General features: G+C 74.1%; 20 protein-coding genes. 12 read left to right on the forward strand and 8 right to left on the reverse strand.

What is annotated here, in order from left to right; all coding sequences use genetic code 11:
* Positions 1-2: 2 nt before the first annotated feature.
* The 10 genes from ACQ614_RS15225 to ACQ614_RS15270 all read left to right on the forward strand — a co-directional run bounded on the left by ACQ614_RS15225 (position 3) and on the right by ACQ614_RS15270 (position 10039).
* Positions 3-1301, forward strand: coding sequence for a CpaF family protein (locus ACQ614_RS15225; RefSeq protein WP_431679102.1), 1299 nt, complete (start codon positions 3-5; stop codon positions 1299-1301).
* Positions 1298-2173: a type II secretion system F family protein gene (locus ACQ614_RS15230; RefSeq protein ID WP_431679103.1), complete on the forward strand. Its 876-nt coding sequence runs from the start codon at positions 1298-1300 to the stop codon at positions 2171-2173. The genes ACQ614_RS15225 and ACQ614_RS15230 overlap by 4 nt, the downstream gene beginning before the upstream one ends.
* The gene (locus tag ACQ614_RS15235; protein WP_431679104.1) at positions 2170-3084 is read left to right on the forward strand and encodes a type II secretion system F family protein; all 915 of its coding nucleotides are present in this window, start codon (positions 2170-2172) and stop codon (positions 3082-3084) included. Before ACQ614_RS15230 ends, ACQ614_RS15235 begins: the two co-directional genes overlap by 4 nt.
* Before the next feature lie 47 nt (positions 3085-3131).
* Positions 3132-3386 (forward strand): hypothetical protein, encoded by a 255-nt coding sequence (locus ACQ614_RS15240; RefSeq protein WP_431679105.1) that lies wholly within the window; start codon positions 3132-3134, stop codon positions 3384-3386.
* Positions 3387-3482: 96 nt separating this feature from the next.
* Positions 3483-3854 (forward strand): TadE family protein, encoded by a 372-nt coding sequence (locus tag ACQ614_RS15245; protein ID WP_431679106.1) that lies wholly within the window; start codon positions 3483-3485, stop codon positions 3852-3854.
* Positions 3844-4284, forward strand: coding sequence for a TadE/TadG family type IV pilus assembly protein (locus ACQ614_RS15250; protein WP_431679107.1), 441 nt, complete (start codon positions 3844-3846; stop codon positions 4282-4284). Before ACQ614_RS15245 ends, ACQ614_RS15250 begins: the two co-directional genes overlap by 11 nt.
* Complete coding sequence (locus ACQ614_RS15255) at positions 4281-4715, forward strand: TadE/TadG family type IV pilus assembly protein (protein ID WP_431679108.1); 435 nt, start codon at positions 4281-4283, stop codon at positions 4713-4715. The genes ACQ614_RS15250 and ACQ614_RS15255 overlap by 4 nt, the downstream gene beginning before the upstream one ends.
* Positions 4716-4731: 16 nt before the next feature.
* Positions 4732-5394, forward strand: coding sequence for a hypothetical protein (locus ACQ614_RS15260; protein ID WP_431679109.1), 663 nt, complete (start codon positions 4732-4734; stop codon positions 5392-5394).
* A complete protein-coding gene (locus ACQ614_RS15265; protein WP_431679110.1) occupies positions 5385-6395 on the forward strand; it encodes a hypothetical protein in 1011 nt (336 codons plus the stop codon). The genes ACQ614_RS15260 and ACQ614_RS15265 overlap by 10 nt, the downstream gene beginning before the upstream one ends.
* A gap of 317 nt (positions 6396-6712) precedes the next feature.
* Entirely contained in the window at positions 6713-10039 is a 3327-nt protein-coding gene (locus ACQ614_RS15270) for a LysM peptidoglycan-binding domain-containing protein (protein WP_431679111.1), read from the forward strand.
* 51 nt (positions 10040-10090) lie between these two features.
* Here the strand turns inward: ACQ614_RS15270 and ACQ614_RS15275 are convergent, their stop codons facing one another.
* From ACQ614_RS15275 to ACQ614_RS15285, 3 genes are all read right to left on the reverse strand, one after another.
* Positions 10091-11089, reverse strand: a complete 999-nt coding sequence (locus ACQ614_RS15275; RefSeq protein ID WP_431679112.1) for an ADP-ribosylglycohydrolase family protein — start codon at positions 11087-11089, stop codon at positions 10091-10093.
* Between the two features lie 17 nt (positions 11090-11106).
* Positions 11107-12318: a cytochrome P450 gene (locus tag ACQ614_RS15280; protein ID WP_431679113.1), complete on the reverse strand. Its 1212-nt coding sequence runs from the start codon at positions 12316-12318 to the stop codon at positions 11107-11109.
* A gap of 85 nt (positions 12319-12403) precedes the next feature.
* Entirely contained in the window at positions 12404-13147 is a 744-nt protein-coding gene (locus ACQ614_RS15285; RefSeq protein ID WP_431679114.1) for an SIR2 family NAD-dependent protein deacylase, read from the reverse strand.
* 109 nt (positions 13148-13256) lie between these two features.
* Here ACQ614_RS15285 and ACQ614_RS15290 point away from each other — a divergent pair, with 109 nt between their 5' ends.
* Together ACQ614_RS15290 and ACQ614_RS15295 are read left to right on the forward strand one after the other, a co-directional pair.
* Positions 13257-14321, forward strand: coding sequence for an ATP-binding protein (locus ACQ614_RS15290; protein ID WP_431679115.1), 1065 nt, complete (start codon positions 13257-13259; stop codon positions 14319-14321).
* Positions 14318-16129, forward strand: a complete 1812-nt coding sequence (locus tag ACQ614_RS15295; protein ID WP_431679116.1) for a vWA domain-containing protein — start codon at positions 14318-14320, stop codon at positions 16127-16129. The genes ACQ614_RS15290 and ACQ614_RS15295 overlap by 4 nt, the downstream gene beginning before the upstream one ends.
* A 66-nt stretch (positions 16130-16195) precedes the next feature.
* Here ACQ614_RS15295 and ACQ614_RS15300 read toward each other — a convergent pair whose 3' ends face one another.
* Genes ACQ614_RS15300 through ACQ614_RS15320 form a run of 5 tightly spaced genes read right to left on the reverse strand, consistent with a single transcriptional unit; the run spans position 16196 to position 21064 of the window.
* Positions 16196-17170 (reverse strand): hypothetical protein, encoded by a 975-nt coding sequence (locus ACQ614_RS15300; RefSeq protein WP_431679117.1) that lies wholly within the window; start codon positions 17168-17170, stop codon positions 16196-16198.
* On the reverse strand, positions 17167-18426 hold the full coding sequence (locus tag ACQ614_RS15305) for a protein phosphatase 2C domain-containing protein (protein ID WP_431679118.1): 1260 nt from the start codon (positions 18424-18426) through the stop codon (positions 17167-17169). The genes ACQ614_RS15300 and ACQ614_RS15305 overlap by 4 nt, the downstream gene beginning before the upstream one ends.
* 14 nt (positions 18427-18440) lie before the next feature.
* On the reverse strand, positions 18441-19097 hold the full coding sequence (locus ACQ614_RS15310; RefSeq protein WP_363493254.1) for a vWA domain-containing protein: 657 nt from the start codon (positions 19095-19097) through the stop codon (positions 18441-18443).
* A 45-nt stretch (positions 19098-19142) separates the two neighbouring features.
* A complete protein-coding gene (locus tag ACQ614_RS15315) occupies positions 19143-19643 on the reverse strand; it encodes a hypothetical protein (protein ID WP_431679119.1) in 501 nt (166 codons plus the stop codon).
* On the reverse strand, positions 19640-21064 hold the full coding sequence (locus tag ACQ614_RS15320; protein WP_431679120.1) for a hypothetical protein: 1425 nt from the start codon (positions 21062-21064) through the stop codon (positions 19640-19642). Before ACQ614_RS15320 ends, ACQ614_RS15315 begins: the two co-directional genes overlap by 4 nt.
* Positions 21065-21202 lie beyond the last annotated feature (138 nt).

The following is a 21202-nucleotide window of genomic DNA, read 5'->3' on the forward strand; positions in this document are numbered from 1 at the left end:
TCATGGATCACCAACTCGTCAAGCGGCTCCGCCAGGACGTCGGCGACCGGCTCGCCGAGCAGCGCCGGGTGGACGCACTGTCCGGTGTTGCCGGGATGTCCACCGAGGACGAGCGGCAGTTCGCGCGCTCGGTGATCGGCCAGGTGCTGGAGGAGTACGCCCGGGCCGAGATCACCGGCGGCCGGCGGCCCCCGACGGCCGAGGAGGAGGAGAACCTCGCCTCGGCGGTCCACGCGGCGCTGTACGGCGTCGGCCGGCTGCAGCCGCTGCTGGACAACCCGGACATCGAGAACATCGACATCAACGGCTGCGACCGGGTGTTCATCGGTTACTCGGACGGCCGCGAGGTGCTGGGCGACCCGGTGGCCGAGTCCGACGAGGAGCTGGTCGAGCTCATCCAGGTGCTCGGCGCCTACTCCGGCCTCTCGTCGCGCCCGTTCGACTCGGCCAACCCGCAGCTCGACCTGCGGCTGCCCGACGGCTCGCGCCTGTCGGCCGTCATGGACGTGACCCGGCGCCCTGCGCTGTCGATCCGCCGCGCCCGGCTCGGCAAGGTGTTCCTGGCCGACCTGGTCGGCAACGCCACCGCCACACCGGAGCTGGGGTCGATGCTGGCGGCCGCCGTCCGCGCCCGCAAGAACATCATGATCGCCGGTGCCACCAACGCGGGGAAGACCACCCTGCTGCGCGCACTCGCCAACGAGATCCCCTCGCACGAACGCCTGATCACCGTCGAGCGGGCCCTGGAGCTGGGCCTCGACCAGTTCCCCGAACTCCACCCGAACGTCGTGGCGTTCGAGGAGCGGCTGCCCAACTCCGAAGGGCTCGGCGCGGTCGGCATGGCGGAGCTCGTCCGCCGCTCGCTGCGCATGAACCCCTCCCGGGTCATCGTCGGCGAGGTCCTGGGCGACGAGATCGTCACCATGCTCAACGCGATGTCGCAGGGCAACGACGGTTCGCTGTCGACCATCCACGCCAACAGTTCGATGGAGGTGTTCAACCGCATCTCCACCTACGCCCTGCAAGCGGCCGAGCACCTGCCGGTCGAGGCGAGCCAGATGCTGATCGCGGGCGCGGTCAACTTCGTCGTCTTCGTCGAGCGGGTGAACGACTTCCACTCCGGTGGCCGGCTGCGGCGGCAGATCACCTCCGTCCGCGAGGTGAACGGCGTGGACGGCCGGGTGCTGTCCAGCGAGGTGTTCGCCCTGACGACGGACGGTGTCCTGATGCCGCACTCGCAGATCTCCTGCGTGGACGAGCTCATCGCCCACGGCTACCAGCCGAGCGGGATGTGGATATGACGGCACTCCTCTCACCCGTCGCGCTCTCCGCGCTGCTCTGCGGCATCGTCGGCGGAGGCGGCCTCGCGCTGCTCGTCGTCTCGCTGTACGGCTGGCCCGCCCCGCCGCCGGACCGGCGCCCCAAGGTCGGCGAGGCACTCGGTTCCCTCGGCCGCCGCGGCCTGCTCGCGCTCGGCGTCGGCCTGGCCGTGCTGCTGGTCTCCCGTTGGCCGGTGGCGGGCATCGCCTCGGCGATCCTGGTGCTGAGCTGGAACCAGCTGTTCGGCGGTGCCGGCGAGGAACGTGCCGCCATGCAGCGGGTCGAGGCCCTGGCCGCCTGGACGGAGTCCCTCCGGGACACCATCGCCGGCGCGGTCGGCCTCGAGCAGGCCATCCCGGCCTCTGCCCGGGCCGCCGGGCCGATGCTGCGTCCGCAGCTCAACGCGATGATCGACCGCTTCCGTGCACGGATGCCGCTGCCGGCCGCCCTCCAGCTCTTCGCCGAGGAGCTCGACGACCCCAGTGCCGACCTCGTCATCGCCGCACTGATCCTCAACTCCCGACTGCGCGGGCCCGGTCTGCGCGAGGTGCTGGGCGCCCTCGCCAAGTCGGCGCGCGAGGAGGTCGACATGCGACAGCGGGTGATCGCCCAGCGCGCCTCGACCCGGCGCAGCGTGCAGATCGTGGTCGCCGTCAGTGCCGTGTTCATCCTCGGCCTGTCGGTGCTCAACCGGGAGTTCGTCGCCCCGTACGGGACCTTCGTCGGACAGCTGGTGCTGACCGGTGTGCTCGCGCTCTTCGGAGCCGGCTTCTGGTGGCTGCGCCGGCTCTCCAAGGTGAAGACGCCGGAGCGGTTCCTGGCCGGCCGGATGCCCTCGGAGGTGGTCCGGTGATCTACCAGGCCCTCGCCGGCGCCGCCCTCGGCCTCGGCCTGTTCCTGCTCGTCCGCGCGGTGTTCCCCGGCCGTCCGGGCGCGGCCGCCACGGTCGCGCAGATCGACGCACTGCGCTCGCGGGGCCAGTACATGGCGGCCTCCGTTCCCGACGGCCAGGGCGAGCGCGGGTCACGGCTGCGGGCGGCGATCGGGCCGCGGGTCGCCGAGTTCTATGCGCGCATGGGCTGGCAGCAGCGTTCGCTCCGGGCCGACCTGGCGATCCTCGACCGGGGCTGGGAGGGGTTCCTGGCCACCAAGGTGCTGCTGTCGGTGTCCGGGCTGCTGTTCGGGCCGCTGATCGCCTCCGGGCTGTGGCTGACCGGCCTCAGCCGCAGCCTCCTCGTCCCGGTGTGGCTCTCGCTCGCCTGCATGGCGCTGTTCTTCTTCCTGCCGGACCTGGAGATCCGCAACAACGCGCAGGAGAAGCGCAAGGACTTCCGCCGGGTGGTCGGCGCCTACCTCGACCTGGTGGCCATGAACCTGGCGGGCGGCCGCGGTCTGCCCGAGGCCCTGATGGCGGCCGCCGAACTCAGCGACGGCTGGGCACTGCGGCGGATCCGGGACGCGCTCACCGACGCCCGGCTCACCGGCGTCAGCCAGTGGGTGGCACTCGGCCGGCTCGGCGACCGGCTCAACGTGGACGAGCTGAAGGACCTCTCGGCCGCCCTCGGCCTGGTCGCCGACGACGGTGCCAAGGTCCGCCAGTCGCTCGCGGCCCGGGCCGAGACCATGCGGCACCGCGAGATGGCCGAGATCGAGGGCCAGGCCGGCGCCCAGTCCCAGTCCATGCTGGTGGCCCAGCTGCTGCTCTGCGCGGCCTTCCTGATCTTCCTGACCTTTCCCGCCGTCATGCGGGTGCTCCAGTGGTGAACCGCCGGTCGGAGCAGATCACTTCACACCTCCAAGGGGGACATGCAATGCGGATTCCGGTGATATCGCACCCTGCGCTCGACTACACCAAGGTCATGCTGCTCGCCCGGATCGAGCGGGCCCGCGACAGGGGCACCGACCGGGGTGCCTCCGCGGTCGAGTGGGTGATCATCTCGGCGATCATCGTCGCCATCGTGATCGTCGTCGGCACGCTGCTCTACAACGCCCTGGAGACGAAGGCCAAGGACACCGGTGAGTGCATCACCGGCTCCACCCACAGCAACAGCGGTAAGTGCAAGTAACCCGGCCAAACCGGGTGTTGTGACCAGGAACGGGGGTGAAGGACAGTGCGACGGCGGATCCGCGCGCTGCGGGCACGGCTGCAGGACGACTCCGGCATGAGCACGGTCGAATTCGTCTTCCTCACCCCCGTCCTGTTCATGATCATCCTGGCGGCGGTGCAGTTCGCGATGTACTTCTTCGCCCAGGAGGTCGTCGAGGCCTCCGCACAGGCCGGGGCCCGCAAAGCCCGTGCCACCGCGGACCGTTCGGGCGACTGGGACACCCAGGCCTGCCGGAAGGCCGGCGACTACGTCGACAGCCTCGGCCCCCAGCTGGTCCTCGGCCCGACGTGCAAGCGGCTCGCGGCCGGCGACCAGGTCGGTGTGCGGGTCGAGGCCGACGTCCCGAGCGTGGTGCCCTTCCTGGACCTGCACGTGGTCTCGACCTCGATCGGACCGATCGAAAGGTTCGTCCCGGATGGCGGCTGACTGGTTCAGGCGCCGCCGTGCGGCGTTGCGGCGGCACCCCGACGCGGGTGTCAGCGCGGTCGAAATGGTCTTCCTGGCACCGCTGCTGATGCTGTTCGTGCTGGTGCTGGTCGCCTTCGGGCTGCTGGTCCGGGCCAAGAGCTCGCTGGACGGCGCCGCCCGCGACGCGGCCCGCGCCGGCTCGCTCGAGCGCACCCGTCCGGCGGCCGTCCGGGCGGCCGCCGCCGCGGCCGCCGCGGACGCGGCGTCGATCTGCTCCGGCGGCAAGGTCACGGTCGAGGACACCGGCGGGCCGTTCGTGTCCGGCGGGATGTTCACCGTCCGGGTCAGCTGCGAGGTGCACGGGCTGGCCTCGCTCGGCCTCGACGTCTCCACCCACGTGGAAGCGACCTCCACCGCTCCCCTCGACACCTTCCGGAGGACGGGATGACCTGGCTCCGGCGCCGCCTCTCGGGCGACCGCGGCTCGGGGTCGGTCGCCGCGGTGCTCTTCGGGCTGCTCTTCATCACCCTGGCCGCCTTCGTCATCGACGGGGGCCTCTCCATCCACCAGCGCGAACGCGCCGCCGACATCGCCGAACAGGCCGCCCGCTTCGCCGCCGGCCACATCGACGTGGACGCACTGCGGAGCGGCGGCGCGGTCGCCGTCGACACCGCCGCCTGCACCGACAACGTCAGGACGTTCGCCCGCCGCTCGGGTCTCTCCGACGCCGACGTCGCGCAGTCCTACTGCGAGCCCGTGGGCACGAACGCCGTCACCGCACACATCGCCCTGACGTACACGCCCGCGATGATCAACATGTTCTACACGGACAGCCTGACCGTGCACGGCAAGGCGACGGCCGAGGCGGTCGTCCAGTAACAGCAACGGGAGAACCATGCGACTTCGTACGGTAGGAACCGCCATCGCCGCCGGCGCCCTCGGCATGGCCGCACTCACGGGGTGCGGCAGCAACGGCGCCAAGAGCACGGACGCCCCGACCATCGCCGGAGCCGCCACCGGTTCGGCCTCGCCGTCCGCGAGCGCATCGCCCTCCTCCGCCGCCGGCGTCCCGGAGGCGGTGCTTCCCGACGGAGTCACCCTGACGGTCGAGGCCCAGCCCACCGGCGACCCGCAGAAGGATGCCGTCCTGGCCGGCGTCACCGCCCGGTACCGGGCGGTCTACCAGGCCATCGGGCGCCAGGACCCGGAGGACGCGCTCTACAAGCAGTGGACCACCGCGACCGTCAAGACCGCCAGCGCCCGCCAGCACGACCGGACGTACATCGCGAACCTGGTCGGCAAGAAGCACACCGTCACCGGCGCCTACCGCGTCTACGACCCGAAGTTCGTCACCGTCGACGCCGCCAAGGCGAACGTCACCTGGTGCGAGGACCAGACCAAGGCGTTCGCCAGGGAGGTCGCCACCGGCAAGGTCCTGACCACCACTCCGAGCCGGACCGACTACATCTTCTTCGACGCGATCCTGGAGAAGGCTGCGGACGGACGCTGGCTCACATCTGCCCTCCTCGGACACGAAGGAGATTCACGGTGCCAGTAGCAAGGAGACTCCCCGCCGCCGTCCTCACCGCACTCGCCGTCCTGTGCCTCACCCCGCCCCCGGCGCAAGCCGGTGACGGCGGTGGCACCGGATCCCCGACCGGCGCGTGCTCGTTCCCGACCGTGGTCATCAACAGCCAGAACGTGCGGTCGCAGATCTCGTGCAGCAGCAAGTCCACCGGCGGCAGCCAGGCGGCCGTGACCGACTGGAAGCCACCGACCTGCTGGTGGGAACCGTCCATGACCTCGGCCGAGTTCCGGCAGGTCTACCAGACGATCAACAAGATGATGCACATCGACAACGTGCCGGTGGAGGAGATCAGGCAGTTCGGCGAGCTCTACGGCCCGCAGCTCTCCAACGACGACGCCACCGGGCGCTGGTACTCGTGGGTGTGCAACTCGAACGCCTCCACCGCCGAGTGGTCCGACACCGGGATCCCCGGCGGCTGGCCCTGGCGGTGGGTGAACAACGGGACGCCGAGCGTCGGCGGGCGGACCGTCCTGAACACCACGGTCCTCGCGGAGATCGCCGCGAGCGCCCTGCGCATCCCCGACACCCGGGTGACCCTGTCGCCGGAGCCGGCCTCCCAGACGGTGAACCTGCCGACCTGGATCTGGGTCGACGCCAAGACCATCCCCGCGCAGTCCGCCACCGCCTCGCTGCCCAGGTTCAACATGAGCGCGACCGTCACCGCCGTGCCCACCCGGCTCGACATCACGGTGAGCGGTCCGGACGCGGACGCCTCCCCGTCCCGACTGAGCTGCAAGGTGAAGCCGGACGGCTCGATCGGCACGGCCTGGCACGCAGGGGCGGCCGGCGGCTCGGACTGCTCGCTCACCTTCCTGCGAGCGACCGTGCACGCCCGGAACAGCCTCACGGCGACCCTGGTGTGGGACGTGAACTTCAGTGCGGGCGGCGCCGGTTGGCCGCGGCACGTGCAGGTCTCGGCACCGCCGCAGGAGATCACCGTCAAGGAGATCCAGACCGTCGTCACGGGCTGACCGGACAGACCGCACGAGCACGGCCCCGGGAAGGGCGGCGACCGCCGGGGCCGTGCGCCGGCCGGCCTTCGACGGTTGGTCAATTCATGGCAGCGGATATCACCCCCCAGTAGAATATTCCGGCAGCTCAACGCTCAACTTCATTCATTTCCGGCCCTGTTCACTCACACCTGCACAGGGGTCGCGGCGCTTGCCGCTCATCGTTCCTGACGGACCAACAGAGGACTGGCGTGGTATTCGGGGGAAAGAACAGGCCTGGACCGGGCAACGGTCCGCAGCGCACGGCCGCGGACGTCCTGCGTGCATTCGCCGCCGCAGTGGCGCTCCTCGCCCTGGTCGGCGGCATCCCGTACGGGCTCGTCCGGTACGTGGGCTGGCCGCTGCCACACGAGGTGCCGACGCTGGAGCTGCTCCGCGAACCGATCACCACCGAGGTGTTCGTCGACGTCCTCGCGGTCGCGGTGTGGCTGGTGTGGGCACAGTTCCTGTTCTGCGTCCTGGTCGAGTTGCGGGCGGCGGTGTCCGGGATCGGGATGCCGGTCCGGGTCCCCGCCGCCGGAGCCACCCAGGCACTGGCCCGCAAACTCGTGTCGACCATGCTGTTCGTGTCGGCCGGCGCCACCGTCCTGGTGCCCACACTCGCCGGCACCGCCGTGGCCGCCGAGCCCACCGTCCGTCCCGTCGCCTCCGCCACGGCGACCGCGGCACCGGCCGCGCAGGACGGGACCGGCACCGCCACCACCGCGCCGACCGCCGGCCGGACGGACGGCCCGGCATCGGCCACCGCCGTACCCCAGGCCCGGCAGAGCACCGACGGAACGAAGTTCTACCGGATCCAGCCCCCCGACGGCAGGCACCACGACACCCTCTGGGACATCGCGCAGCGCCACCTCGGCGACGGCAGGCGCTACCAGGAGATCTTCCGGCTGAACAAGGACCGCCTGCAGCCGGACGGGGCCAAGCTGTCCAACTCCGAACTGATCCGGCCCGGCTGGATCCTGGAGATGCCGGCCGACGCGGTCGGCGGCGACCTGGTGGACCGTGCCGACCTCGGCACCGCCCCGGCCACTGCGGACGGGCCGGCGGGACACGAAGTCGTGGTGCACCCCGGTGACACGCTCTCCGGGATCGCCCAGGAGACCCTCGGCGACGGCGACCGCTACCCGGAGCTCTTCGAGGCCAACCAGGGTCGGCAGATGGCGGACGGACGGGCCCTGACCGACCCCGACCTGATCTTCCCCGGCTGGAAGATCACCCTCCCCTCGCCCGACCGACCCGCCGCAACCCCGCCCACCCAGGCGCCGGCGACGCAGGCACCGACAACGCAGGCACCGGCCACTCAGACGCCTGCCGCCCGGACACCCGCCACCCAGGCGCCCGCGGTCCAGGCACCCGCCACGCAGGCACCTGCAACCCAGGCGCCGACCGCCCAAGCACCGGCACCCGCCACGCAGGCACCGACCACCCAGGCACCGACGGCCGGCGCCTCCTCGGCGACTGCCCCGGCCTCCTCCTCCGGTACCGACAAGCCCGCCGCGCCGTCCGCGCCCGCCTCGACGCCGGAGCCCTCCACCGTCGCCGCCGGCGTGTCGGCCGCGGACAGCGACTCCGCCGTCCCCGGCATCGTCGCCGCGGTGACCTGGGGCGGCATGCTCGCCGCCGGTGTGGTCTCCGCGCTGGCGCTCAAGCGCCGTCTCCAGCAGCGCAACCGGGCCTCCGGACGCCAGGTGCGGCTGCCTCGCACGCCCGCGGCGCAGGCCACGGGCGGGCAGCCGGCCGCCCGGGCGGGCGCCTTCGAGGACCCGGCCGCCGGCCCGCAGCACACGGAGCTGGACGCGCTCTCCGCCCGACTGGCCGAGTTCGAACTCCGCATGCGGGCGACCGAGGACCCGCAGGGTGCCGAGCTGGTCGACCGCGCGCTTCGGACCCTGGCGGCCCGCGTCACCGCTGCCGGCCGCGTCCTGCCGGCGCTCGCGGCCGCCCGGCTGACGCCCGGCCCGGCCGGGACGCTCTCGCTGCACCTGCAGGCGCCCGACTCCGAGCCGCTGCCGCCGTTCGCGCTCGCCGGGGACGGGTCCGACCCGTGTCACTGGGTGTGCCCGGCCACCGGCGCCGAGCTGCTGGCGGAGGAGGAGGCGCGGCAGGTCTGCTCGCCCTACCCGGCGCTGGCGACCCTCGGCCGGGAGGCGGACGGGTCCCTGGTGCTGGCGAACCTGGAGGCCTTCGGGGTGCTGCTGGCCCCGACCGATCCGGCCGACGCCCGGGCGGTGCTCCGGGCGATCGCGGTCGAGCTCGCGACCGCACCGTGGTCGGACGACCTCTCGGTGCTGCTGGTCGGCCTCGGCTCGGGTCTGACGTCGATCGGCGACGGGTACGGCCGACTGGCGGTCGCCGAGGACCTGCCGACCGCACTCGGCGAGCTGCGCTCGTGGGCCCGGGTGATCCGTACCGCGCTGGCGGACAGCCGGACGGACTCGGTGGCGACGGCCCGCTCGCAGTCGGTCACCCCGGACGCCTGGACGCCGAAGGTGGTGCTGTCCGCCGAGGCCCTCGCCGAGCACGTCGGTCAGCAGGAGCTGACCGACACGCTCTCCGGTGCCTGCGCGGCGATCGTGGCTGCGGCAGCCGTGCCGGACGACGGGGTGGTCCGCCTTCCCGGGGCTGCGGGCGGGCTGCTGACCCTCGGGCCGCTGACCTGCCGGCTGACGCCGCAGCGACTGGACGAGGAGGACTACGCCGCGCTGCTCGGGCTGTTCGGACTGGCCGCGGAGCCGGCCCCGGAGTCCACCGGGGCGGCCGACCCGGCCGAGCCGCTCTGGGCCGCTCCGCCCGTGCCCGCCGAGTCCGGCGCGGCCGGGCAGCCGGAGGTCCCGGAGGCTCTGCCGGAGACCTCGGGGCCCCAGATCTCGCTGCTGGGCCACCCGGTGGTGACCGACACGGCGGTCGCGATCGACGCCGCCGCCTCCGCCAGGCTCACCGAGATCGCCGCCTGGATCGCCCTGCACCCCGGTGCCGAGCCGGACGCGCTGGCGGCCGAGGTGTGGCCGTCCGGCGCCACGCTGCCCTATCGCAGCGCCCAGTTGTCGGCGCTGCGGCGCTGGCTCGGCACGGACGCGGAGGGCGGGCAGCACCTGCCCGCCGAGTCGCCGGGCGGGCTGGTGCTGGGACCGGAGGTCGGCTGCGACTGGCAGGTCTTCCGGAGGCTGGCCGAGCGCGGGTTCGCCCTGGGTGCGGCGGGGGCGGTCGAGCTCTCGGCGGCCCTGGCCCTGGTGCGCGGGCGCCCGTTCGACGGGGTGCCGCCGCGCCGGTACGCCTGGGTGGAGTACCACCGGCAGCTGATGGTCGCCGCGATCGTGGACGTGGCGGTGCGCCTGGCGGAGCTCCGGCTGGCGGAAGGCGACCGCGCAGCGGCCCGGGAGGCCGTCGACACCGGTCTCACCGTGGAGCCCGGCGCGGAGGTGCTGTACCGGCTCGGGCTCCAGGCCGCCGACCGGATGGGCGACCGGGCTGCCGTCGAGTCCTACGCGATCCGGCTCGACACCCAGCTGCAGCACCTGAACGCCGAGTTGCAGCCGGCGACCGCGGAGCTGCTCCATGTGCTCGCCGACCCGTCCGATCCGCGGACGGCGTACGCGCGGCAGTGACGCCACCGCCGGGCGGGGTCACCCCCGCCCGGCGGTGCGGTCGCTGTTCCCTCAGTCCCAGAGCGCGCCGAGCGCGAGCAGTTCGTCGCGGTACTCGATGCGCTCGGCCCACTCCGCGGGCCAGGCGGACTCGCCGTGGTGCGCACCGGCGAAGGCACCGGTGAGGCAGGCGATGGAGTCGGAGTCGCCTGAGGAGAAGGCCGCGCGGCGCACCGCGGCGACCGGGTCGTCGGGCAGCAGCAGGAAGCACAGCAGGCCGGTGGCGAAGGCCTCCTCGGCGATCCAGCCGGCGCCGGTGATCTCGCAGGGGTCGGTGTCGAGGGAGGGCCGGGCGAGGGCCGCGTCCAGCCGGTCGAGGACGAAGAGGCACTCGTCCCAGCCGCGGGCGATGAACTCCTGCGCCGAGTGGTCCTGGGCCTGCTCGGCGAGGTCGCCGAGCCAGAACTCGTCGTAGCGGGTGCGGTTCTCCAGCGCGTACGCGCGGAGCAGGCGCGGCAGTTCGGCCGGCTCCGTGCCGGTGGCGAGCAGCCGCACGGTGTACGCGGTGAGGTCGCTCGCGGCGAGCGCGGTGGGGTGGCCGTGCGTCAGCCCGGACTGCAGCTGGGCCGCACCGGCCATCTGGTGCACCGTCAGGTCGCGGACCAGGCCGAGCGGGGCGACCCGCATGTTGGCGCCGCAGCCCTTGGAGCCGACGTCGCTCGCCTCCTGCCAGCGGCGGCCGTCCTGGCTGAGGCGCCAGCAGGAGCGCATGCAGGTACGGCCGGGGGCGCGGGTGTTCTCCGGCGAGCGCCACCAGTCGACGAACTCCTCGCGCAGCGGCCGCTCCAGGCGCAGCGGGGTGAGCGCGCCGCGCTCCAGGGCGGTGCGCAGGCCGCGGCCCAGGGCGAGCGTCATCTGGGTGTCGTCGGTGACCCGGGCGGGTGCGGGCAGCGGGAGCCGCCGCCAGTCCTGGCAGCCCGCCGCGATGCCCGCCATGGTGTCGAACTCGGTCGGGTGCCCCATGGCGTCCCCGATCGCCAGACCCAGCAGTGCCCCCGTCGCTGCTCCCACAGCTCCTCCTGTACGCCTCAGACCTCGACCAGCAGTTCTTCGAGCCCGCGGATCACGTACCCGGGCTGCCAGGCGGGCTCGCGGACCAGCCGCAGGCCGGGCGCCCGGCGGAGCAGTGCACCGTACGACTCGTTGAGTTCCAGTCTGGCGAGCGGGGCGCCGAGACAGAAATGGATTCCGGCGCCGAAGGTGATGTGCGGGTTGTCGGTGCGGCCGATGTCCAGCCGGTCCGGGTCGGCGAAGCGCTCGGGGTCGCGGTTGGCGGAGCCGAAGAGCAGCGCGACCTCGGAGCCGCGCGGGATCACCGTGCCGCCGACCTCGATGTCCTCCAGCACCCAGCGCTCGAACATCTGCAGCGGGGTGTCGTAGCGCATCAGTTCCTCGACGGCGGTGGGCAGCAGTTCGTCCACCGAGGCGCGCAGCCGGTCGAGTTCGTCTGGGTTGCGGAACAGCGCCCACCAGCCGTTGCCGGTGGTGTTGACGGTGGCCTCGTGGCCGGCGTTGAGCAGCAGCACGCAGGTGGAGACCACCTCCTGCTCGCTGAGCACGTCGCCCTCGTCGGCGACCAGGGCGAGGGCGCTGATCAGGTCGTCGCCGGGGTCGGCGCGGCGCTCGCGGATCAGGGCGCGCAGGTAGTCGGAGAACTCGGTACTGGCGCGCACCGCCCGCTGCGCCGTCTCCTCGGTCGGGTTGAGCTCGAACATGCCGGTGATGTCGGCCGACCAGGGGCGCAGCAGGTGCCGGTCGCTCTCGGGCACGCCGAGCATCTCGGCGATGACGGCGACCGGCAGCGGCTCGGCGACCTTGGCGATCAGGTCGCCGCCGCCGTCGGCGAGCAGCCCGGTGACGAGGTCGTCGGCCATCCTGGCGACGGTGGGGCGCAGCGACTCGACCCGCCGCGGGGTGAAGGCCTTGGCGACCAGCCGCCGGATCCGGGTGTGGTCGGGGGCCTCCAGGTCGAGCAGGCCGTTGTCGTTGAGGGTGTGGAAGGGCTCGTGCGCGGGGTCGGGCTGCGGTCGGCCGAACTCCTCGTGGGTGAACCGGTGGGTGTAGGTGCGGCCGAGGCGGCGGTCACGCAGCAGGGCGGAGACGTCGGCGTGGCGGGCCACCAGCCACTGCCCGCTGGGCTCGTACCAGCTGACCGGCGCCTTCTCCCGCAGTTCGGCGTACGCGTCGTACGGGTGGGCGACGAATGCCGCCGACCACGGGTCGAAGCCACCGGTTGCCATCGTCCGACTCCCTCTTCCTCGGGGACGGCCCATGCTACGCGCGTCACCCGGCCGGGGCGGGCGGCCCGGCTGTGGCGGCCGCCGGTCAGCCCCGGCTGTCGGCGATGATCCGGCGGACCAGCTGCGGCAGGGCCTGCGAGATCGGCTCGCGGACGACCTCCTCGGCGGCCTCGTCGTAGGCGGTGGGCTCGGCGTTGACGACGATCAGGCGGGCGCCGTGGTCGACGGCGACCTGGGCGAGGCCGGCCGCCGGGTGGACCTGGAGCAGGGTGCCGACGGCGATGAAGAGGTCGCAGTTCTGGGCGATCGCCGCGGCCTGGGCGAGCACCTGCTCGTCCAGCATCTCGCCGAACATCACGGTGCACGGCTTCAGTACGCCGCCGCAGGCCAGGCAGGCCGGGTCGTCCTCGCCGGCGGCGACCCGGGCGAGGGCCTCCTCCATGGTGCTGCGCACCCGGCAGCGGACGCACTGCACCCGGTGGGCGGTGCCGTGGAGTTCGAGCACCTTGCGCTCGGGCAGGCCCGAACGCTGGTGCAGGCCGTCGACGTTCTGCGTGAGGACGCGCAACGGCAGCCCGGAGCGCTCCAGTTCGACCAGGGCGAGGTGCCCGGCGTTCGGCCGGGCGCCGGCCGCGCCGACCTCCTGCCGCATCCGCCAGGAGCGCCTGCGGATGTCGGGATCGGCCAGGTACGGACCGATGGTGACCAGCTCCTGCGCCTTCGGGTCACGCTGCCACAGGCCCTTCGGGCCTCGGTAGTCGGGGATGCCGGAGTCGGTGGAGATGCCCGCGCCGGTCAGGACGGCGATCAGGGGCCGCTTGGCGTTCATGGTCCGGACGGTACGCGGCGGCCCGCCGCGGGCGCCACCGGAAAAACCGGGTGCGCGCCGTGCTGCGGCTGCGCACACTGGCGGCGAACCCCACCGTCGAAGGAGTCCTGTGCAGGGTGCCGTCACCGTCTCGCCGTCCGAGGTGCCCGAGCTGCTGCTCGGTCTGGCGACCGTCCGCCCGGTCTTCCTGTGGGGTGCGCCCGGCATCGGAAAGTCCTCCCTGGTCCGGGAGTTCGCCTCCTCGCTCGGCCTGGAGTGCGTGAGCCTGATCGGTACCCAGCTGGCACCGGAGGACCTGGTCGGCGTCCCGCAGATCACCCCGGACGGCCGCTCCCGGTTCTGCCCGCCGGAGTCCGTCGCCCGCGACGAGCCCTACTGCCTGTTCCTGGACGAGCTCAACGCCGCCTCGCCCGACGTGCAGAAGGCCTTCTACTCGCTGATCCTGGACCGCCGGATCGGCTCCTACGAACTGCCGCCCGGCTCGATCGTCATCGGCGCCGGCAACCGGGCGACCGACGGTGCACTGGCCAGGCCGATGGCGTCGGCGCTGGTCAACCGCCTGGTCCACGTCCACCTGCGGGCCAGCTCGACGGACTGGCTGGCCTGGGCCGCCGGCGCGGGCATCCACCCGTGGGTGCTCGACCACCTCACCGACCGGCCGGACCACCTGTGGTCGGCGCCGCCGAAGACCGAGGAGCCGTTCTCCACCCCGCGCGCCTGGCACATGCTCTCCGACGCGCTGCACTCCTTCGGCCCCGACATCACCGAGCCCACCCTCCAGGTGCTCGCGCACGGCCTGCTCACCCCGCAGCACGCGGTGGCCTTCTGCGGCTACGCCAAGATCGTCCGCCACGCCTACGGGCTGGACGCCATCCTCAAGGGCGACGCCCGCTGGCCCGGCCGCCCCGAGGACCGCGACCTGCTGTACTACCTCGCCGACGCCTTCCGCGGCCGGCTGGTCAAGGAGCTCCCGGCCCGCAAGGAACACGCCTCCGAGGGGCTGCGGCGCACCGCCTACCGCGCGAAGTCGCTGCTCGTGCAGCTCGCCGAGATCTCCGTGGAGGTCGCCCAGACGGTGATCGCCGACGGGCCGGACGGCAACCCGGTGCTGCCCTCCTGGTTCCTGATCGAGGCCGCCCGCGACATGCCGCGGCTGGTCGAGGCCCGCCGGTGAGCCGCGGCGCCGCCGGCCGACGGGCCGCCGCCCGCACCGGCGAGCAGCGCCCGGCCGACCCGGCCGCCGAGGCCTTCGCCGAGGCGGTCGCCCTCGTGCACCGCAACCACGCACTCGGCGCGATCGGCGCCCGGATCTGCACCGACCCCGACTGCACGGCCGTCCCCCGGGGCGGCTGGGCGGTCGTCGACTCCGACGGCACCGTCCACGCCGATGCCCGGCGCCGCGCCGAACCCGCCGAATGGGCCTGGGTGCTGACGCACTGCCTGCTCCACCTCGGCTTCGGCCACGTGCCCGCCGCCCACGGGAGGCGGACCCCTGCCGACGACGCCCTGCAGGCGGCCCGCTGCGCCGTCGTCCACCGCTTCCAGGCCACCTTCCAGGTCGGCCGCAGCCCGTTCGACCTGCCGCAGAACCTGCCCGCCGGGGACGAGGACGAACTCGCCCGGCGCTGGCGGCAGGACGGCGTGCCGGGCGTCCCGACCGCCTGCGGGCCCGGTCTGTCCGACCAGCTGCTGGTGCCGTGGTCCCGCTGGGACGACCCGCCGGACTGGACGACCGCCTTCGCCGCCGCCCTCACCCGCACCGTCTCCGCCGCCATGGACGTCGCCGGCGGACGCCGCTCCGGCCTCACCGCCGCCCGCGAGCCCGTCCGCCCGTGGACCCGGGCCCTGAACTGGTTCGTCTCCTCCTACCCGCTGCTCGGCGGCATCGCGGCCGGCATCACCCTGGTCGCCGACGCCGAACTCGCCCGCGCCCACGGCATCTCGGTGGCCGCCGTCAACGCCGCGGCCGGCGAGATCTACGTCAACCCGCTGCTGCACCTCACCGGCGAGGAATGGCGGTTCGTCCTCGGGCACGAGATGCTGCACGCCGCCCTGCGGCACGGCGAACGGGCCGGCGCCCGGGACCCGTACCTCTTCAACGTGGCCTGCGACTACGTCGTCAACGGCTGGCTGGTCGAGATGGACGTCGGCACCATGCCGGAGGGCTCGCTGTACGACCCGGAGCTCAAGGGCCTCTCCGCGGAAGAGGTCTACGACCGGATCGCCCGCGACCAGCGCCGGCTGCGGCGCCTCGCCACCCTCGCAGGCAAGGGCCGGCCCGACATCCTCGGCGAGGCGCTCGGCGACGTCCGCGACTACGTCGACCTGGACGAGTTCTACCGGCGCGGCCTGCAGCAGGGCTTCGAACTTCACGAACGCGACCGCGGCACCCTCCCGGCCGGACTGGTCGAGGAGATCCGCGCCCTCTCCCACCCGCCGCTGCCCTGGGACGCCCGACTCGCCCGCTGGTTCGACGAGTTCGTCCCCTCGCCCGAGTCCGTCCGCAGCTACGCCCGGCCGTCGCGCCGCCAGTCCGCCACCCCCGGCATCCCGCGGGCCGGGCGGTGGCGCCCGGAGACCGAGACCGCCCGCTGCACCTTCGGCGTCGTCCTCGACACCTCCGGATCGATGAGCCGGGCCCTGCTCGGCAAAGCCCTCGGCGCCATCGCCTCCTACGCCGCCGCCCGGGACGTCGCCGCCGCCCGCGTGGTCTTCTGCGACGCCGCACCGCACGACGCCGGGTACCTCCCGCCCGAGGAGATCGCCGGGCGGGTCCGCATCCGCGGCCGCGGCGGCACCGTCCTGCAGCCCGGGATCGACCTGCTGCAGCGCGCCGAGGACTTCCCGCCGGGGGCGCCGGTGCTGGTGATCACCGATGCCGAGTGCGACGTCCTGCGGGTGCGGCGCGAGCACGCCTACCTCGTGCCCCGCCACGCCGCCCTCCCCTTCACCCCCCGCGGCCCGGTCTTCCGCATGCAGTGACGGCCGGCGCCCCAGGTGCCTCCACGCGCCCCTCGGGGTGACCCCTCAGCACTGCGCCCCTTCGTGTCAGGGGGGTGGCAGGGGGATGGTGCCGCGGGGGCCTCGGCGGTTGCCGAAGAGGGAGGTGTCGACGGGGCGGGGCGGCGGGGGCCGCAGGCGGGGGACGGGGATGACGCCCCGTTCGTCCAGGGCGGCCGCCCAGGCCCGCAGGTCGGGGCGGGTGCCGAAGGGCCCGGCGGCCTCCCGCCAGAGCCGGCGGACGGCCTCGTGCTGCCGGTCGTTGAGCACGCCGGGCAGCGGCACCAGCGGCTGTCCCGGGGCGAGGTAGGCGGCCCGGGCGAGGACCCGGCCCACGACCAGGGCCGCCTTGTAGCGGTCGCTGTCCACGGTGGCGGCACTGCCGTTCGGCGAGAGCGGGTCGCCCCAGTCGGGGGTCTCGGCCTGGTCCAGGACGGGCCGGGAGCCGGCCCGCCGGATTCCGTCGCAGTCGATCAGGAACACCGCCGGCTCCGGCACCACCGTCCACAGGATGTTGGCCTGGGAGAGGTCCCCGACGACCAGGCCGTGCCGGTGCAGCCCGGCGACCAGGTCCACGATCGTCCGGGCGAGCACCAGACGCTGTTCCGGCAGGGGCCGTACCACACCGGCGGTCGCCGGCCGCTCCGGGTGCAGCAGGTACTGGAGTTCGGTCAGCTTGCGGCTGCCGGCCGCGGTCTGCCACCGCATGGCGTCGGGTGCGGCGCGCATGAGGAAGCCGGTGCAGCGGCCGGCGGTCAGGACCCGGCAGAGCGGCCAGGCCGAACGGGCGTCGAGGGCGCCGCGCTCCGCCTCGTCGAGGCCGCGCCGCAGCCGTACCAGTTCGGACAGGGCGGAGGCCTGCACCCGGGCCGGGTCGAGGTACTCCTTGTAGAGCAGGTCGAAGCCGCCGTCGAGCCGGTGGATGCGGCCCTGGCCGCCCGCGCCGACCACGCCGTCGAGCGCGAGGTCCGCGAGGTCGAGGTCCCCGCCGTCGGCGACCGCGGTGGCGACCGCGCCGGTCACCGCTCGCCCTCCCAGAGGCAGACGACGCTGCGGTCGTCGTCGTAGCTGCGGACCCTGATCTGCGCCTGCCACAGGTACTCGGCGAGGCCGGGCACCGTGCCGCCGCCCCACCGCTGCGTATAGAACTCGGCCACGCCGGGCTCCTTGACCAGCGGATTGGCGAGGCCGTCGGTGCACATCACCAGGACGTCGCCGGGCAGGCCGTCGGTGACCAGGTCCACCACGGGGGCGCCGAAGTTGACCGGGAGGGCCTCGGTGCCGGTGTCGAAGACGGCGCCCTCGCCGGCGATCCGTTCCAGCGACTCCCATCTGCCGCCGCGCAGCCGGAACAGCCCGCCGTCGCCGACGGCGAGGAAGCCGCGGACCCGGGACTGCGGGTCGGTCGGCACCAGCAGGGCCCGCAGGGTGGTGGCGTACTCGGCGGGGCCGTGCCCGGCCTTCTCCGCCTCGGCCCGCAGGCGCTCGGCGACCCGGCCCATGACGACGTGGGCGTGCCGGGCGAAGCCGTTCCCGTCCCCGGCGTGGAGGGCGGCGGAGAGCCGCTCGGCGTCGTTCAGGAGGCAGCTGACGAGCAGTCGGCAGGCGCCGGCCGAACCGCGGTGGGAGTAGCGGGCCGACCCGACGCCGTCCGCCACCGCGAGGACGGCGATCCCGCCGACCCGGGCGAGCAGCACCGAGTCCTGGCGGCACTCCTTCGCGTAGCGGTGGGAGTCGCCGCGGATGGAGGCGGCGCGGACGGTGGCGGAGCCGACGGTGCCGCCGTCGACCACGGTGTCCGGGACCATGGCGGCGAACAGGTCGGAGCCGGTCTCGGTCAGTTCGCCGGGCTCGGCCGGGTAGGCGGGCGGACGGACGCCGGTGTGCGCCGCGGGGCCGAGGCCCGGGTCGTGCCCGGGATGGTCGGCGGTCGGCCGCAGGACGGCCATGGCCACGGTCTCCTCGACCCCGGCCTGCTGCGGCCGCTCGGCCTGCCGGTGCACGTAGGACCGGTCGTCCGGCGGTACGGGTGCGGCGGAGGCGGGCGGGGGCTCCCACGGCGGGACGGCGGTGTCCGGCCGCTGCTGCGCCGGCCGGTAGCCGGTGTGCTGCGGGGGCGGTGGCTCCCACGGCGGAACGGCCGGGCCGGCCGGGCGGCCGTCGGCCTGCTCGGTGCGCTGCGGTGCCTGCAGGGGCGGCCAGCGCCATTCGGCCGCCGCGGCGGCGGCGTGCGGGTTCCGGTGGGCCGACCCGTCCCGGCCGGCGTGCTCCTCGTTCATCGGCTCGTTCCCGTTCACAGCTTGTCGAGGGAGACGCTGGTGAAACCGGGCACGTGGTCGTCGACCTGCAGGCTCATGCCCTCGCCGGCCCGGGCACCGCTCGCCGAGCGGACGATCGAGCGGGTGAGGCTGCCGGCGAACTCCTTGAGCGCCTCGGCCGGCTTCACGTTGTCGTCCTGCTGCATGAACGCCTTGAAGGTGGCGACGTGGCCGATCACGGACTGGTCCGCCGTGCCGATGCCGAAGGCGATGATGTGCGGCCGGTAGGCCGATCCGAGCAGCTCGTCGTAGCCGAGCTCCCAGCCGCCGTCGGTGGGGACGCCGTCGGAGAGGAAGAACACCACGGGTCGGTAGACGTCGTGCCCCTGGGCCTTCAGCGCGGGCACGTCCCGCTCGATCGCCGACCGCAGGACGCGGAAGGCGCTGCCGAACGAGGTGAACCCGCCCGCCTGCAGCCGCGGCAGCGCGGTCACCTCTCCGAGGTCGACCAGCGGCTGGAGCTCCTTGGCGTCGTCGGAGAAGCCGATCAGCGCGAAGCGGGTCTTGTCGGCGATGGTCGGGTTGGTGCTGATCTCACTGTGCAGTGCGACCAGCGCGTCGTTGAGCACGTCGATGTCGCCGGACATCGAGCCGGACTCGTCGCACACCATGTAGAAGGGGAGGATCTGCACTGCGCTGTCTCCAGGTTCGAGGGACGGGTCGGGAGCCGGAGGGGCTCACCGGGTGTAGAAGTAGATCTCCAGGGACGCGTGCCGGGGGTTGTCCTCCAGCGAGATGAAGTCCCGGGTGGTGGCGCCCGCGAACATCTCCGGACGGGCCTGCGGCAGCAGGCCGTTGACCGTGTGCGCATAGGCCTGGCCGAGTCCGGGGTCGCGGTTGCTGCCGAAGGTGAGGACGACGGCGGCCCGCCGGCCGCGGTGGGCCTCGGTGGCTGCACGGATCTGCGCGGTGGCCGCCGTGTCGTCGCCGGACACCCGGATGGTCACCGGGTCGTGCTCGACACCGCGCGGGCCGGTACTGACCGGGGACGGGCTCGCGGACGGCGACGGGCCGGTCGGTGCCGACGGCGACGGGCGGGCGCCGCGTTCGGCGGCGACCGGGTCGCCCTGGTCGCCCATCGCCACCAGGGCCAGCACCAGCAGCATGTCCGCGAAGAGCCAGCCGGCCATGGCCAGGCCGTCGGCGCGGGCCCGCCCGGGGCGCGGACGGCGGATCATCCGGCCGCCTTGCGCAGCGTCAGCCGGTCCGCCTCGAGCAGGGAGGTGCCGCTCTCCACGGGAGCGGCCGGGTGCTCCTTGCCGGGGGCTTGGGGCTCGACGCGGGCACCGGGGGCGGGCTGCGGGCCCCGCTCGCGGAGCAGGTCGGCGGCCTGCCGCGCCCCGTCGTCGGCGTGTCGGGCCGCAGTGTCGGCGTGCCGGGCCGCGGCGTCGGCCCGGTGCGCGGCGTGGTCGGCCCGGCGGGCGGTGTCATCAGCGTGCCGGGCGGCCGCACGGGCGGCGGCGGAGGCGCCGGCGACCTGTTCGCCCAGCTCGGCGAGGTGCCGGGTGAGGCCGTCGAGGCGTTCCAGTACCCGCCCGCTGACGTCGGCGGCGAGTTCCGCGCCGGTGGTGAAGCCGCGCTGCGCCGCCGCCAGGTCGCGGACGGCCTCCTCGACGCGGGTGCCGGCGTCGGCCAGTTCGGCGCCGACGGCCTCGGCGGAGTCCCGGACGGCAGCGGCCGCATCGGCCAGCCGCCGGCCGCTGCGGTCGACCAGCCCGTCGGTGGCGGCCGCACCGTCGCGGACGGTCTCCACCAGCTTCTCGGCCCCGGCGGCCACGGCCTGCTCGACCCGGCCGGCGGCCCGCTCCACGTCGCCGACGGCCGCCCGCAGCGGGGCCACCGAGGCGGCGACGTCGGCGAGCTGCCCCCGGGCGTCGAGCACGGTGTCCCGGACGGCCTCGGCCGCGCTGCCGAGTTCGCGCTGGGCCTGCACGGCCTGCTCGCCGAGCCGCTCCAGGGTCTCGGCGGCGCCGGTGAGTTCGGCGGCGAAGCGCTGCGGCGAGGCCCGCCGGTGCTCGTGCAGGGCGGCCTGGGCACGGGTCAGCAGCGGGGCCAGCTCGGCGAGCAGGCCCTCCGCCGTCCGGGCGGACTCGGCCTCGCGGCGCTCGGCCCCGCTCCGCTTGAGGCCGTGCACCACCGACAGCACCAGCAGCAGGCCGATCACCGCGCTGGCGCCGGCCGCGACGTGGCCGAAGGTGGCCCAGGAGCCGAGCCGCCCGTCGAAGCCGGTCTGCCAGAGCTGCAGGAAGGGGCGGCCCGCCTGCCGCGGGTCGCTGCCGATCAGGGCCTGGTAGGCGCTGGTGGCACGCATCAGGCCGAACCAGGTGACCAGCAGCGGCACGAACACCAGCGCGCCGATGCCGACCTCGACGAGGGACCACATCCTGGCCTCGCCGCGGCCGGCCGGCGTCACGCTCTCCGGCCGGACGAAGGAGTGCAGCAGGTCGAGCTCGGCCCACGGCCCCGGGTCGCCCGGGCCGTCCAGGGCGGCCGCGAGCGCCTCCAGCTCCGCGCTCCGTCCGGCGAGTTCCGGCTTCCCGGCGAGCCCGCGCAGCCCGGACGCGATCGTGACGTGGTCAAGGAGCCCGCCCCGGGCCATGGCACCGTTCCCTCTCGCTGCTGCCGACGCGCGCGCAGCCCGGGGCACACCCGGGCCGGCTGCGGCAGGAGTCCTGGCGGCAGGGAAGACACGCACTGGACCGCTCGTCGATTCGGCGCCCCCACCTCGCGCGGCGAG

It is taken from the genome of Kitasatospora dryopteridis (genome assembly GCF_050749075.1).
Classification (GTDB): domain Bacteria; phylum Actinomycetota; class Actinomycetes; order Streptomycetales; family Streptomycetaceae; genus Kitasatospora.

Bases quoted from the DNA above. Each gene is read 5' to 3' on its own strand.
- ACQ614_RS15285 (WP_431679114.1), bottom strand. From the start codon at position 13,147: ATGAACGCCAAGCGGCCCCTGATCGCCGTCCTGACCGGCGCGGGCATC.
- ACQ614_RS15260 (WP_431679109.1), top strand. From the start codon at position 4,732: ATGCGACTTCGTACGGTAGGAACCGCCATCGCCGCCGGCGCCCTCGGC.
- ACQ614_RS15305 (WP_431679118.1), bottom strand. From the start codon at position 18,426: ATGAACGAGGAGCACGCCGGCCGGGACGGGTCGGCCCACCGGAACCCG.
- ACQ614_RS15250 (WP_431679107.1), top strand. From the start codon at position 3,844: ATGGCGGCTGACTGGTTCAGGCGCCGCCGTGCGGCGTTGCGGCGGCAC.
- ACQ614_RS15280 (WP_431679113.1), bottom strand. From the start codon at position 12,318: ATGGCAACCGGTGGCTTCGACCCGTGGTCGGCGGCATTCGTCGCCCAC.
- ACQ614_RS15245 (WP_431679106.1), top strand. From the start codon at position 3,483: ATGAGCACGGTCGAATTCGTCTTCCTCACCCCCGTCCTGTTCATGATC.
- ACQ614_RS15255 (WP_431679108.1), top strand. From the start codon at position 4,281: ATGACCTGGCTCCGGCGCCGCCTCTCGGGCGACCGCGGCTCGGGGTCG.
- ACQ614_RS15230 (WP_431679103.1), top strand. From the start codon at position 1,298: ATGACGGCACTCCTCTCACCCGTCGCGCTCTCCGCGCTGCTCTGCGGC.
- ACQ614_RS15315 (WP_431679119.1), bottom strand. From the start codon at position 19,643: ATGATCCGCCGTCCGCGCCCCGGGCGGGCCCGCGCCGACGGCCTGGCC.
- ACQ614_RS15240 (WP_431679105.1), top strand. From the start codon at position 3,132: ATGCGGATTCCGGTGATATCGCACCCTGCGCTCGACTACACCAAGGTC.
- ACQ614_RS15225 (WP_431679102.1), top strand. From the start codon at position 3: ATGGATCACCAACTCGTCAAGCGGCTCCGCCAGGACGTCGGCGACCGG.
- ACQ614_RS15320 (WP_431679120.1), bottom strand. From the start codon at position 21,064: ATGGCCCGGGGCGGGCTCCTTGACCACGTCACGATCGCGTCCGGGCTG.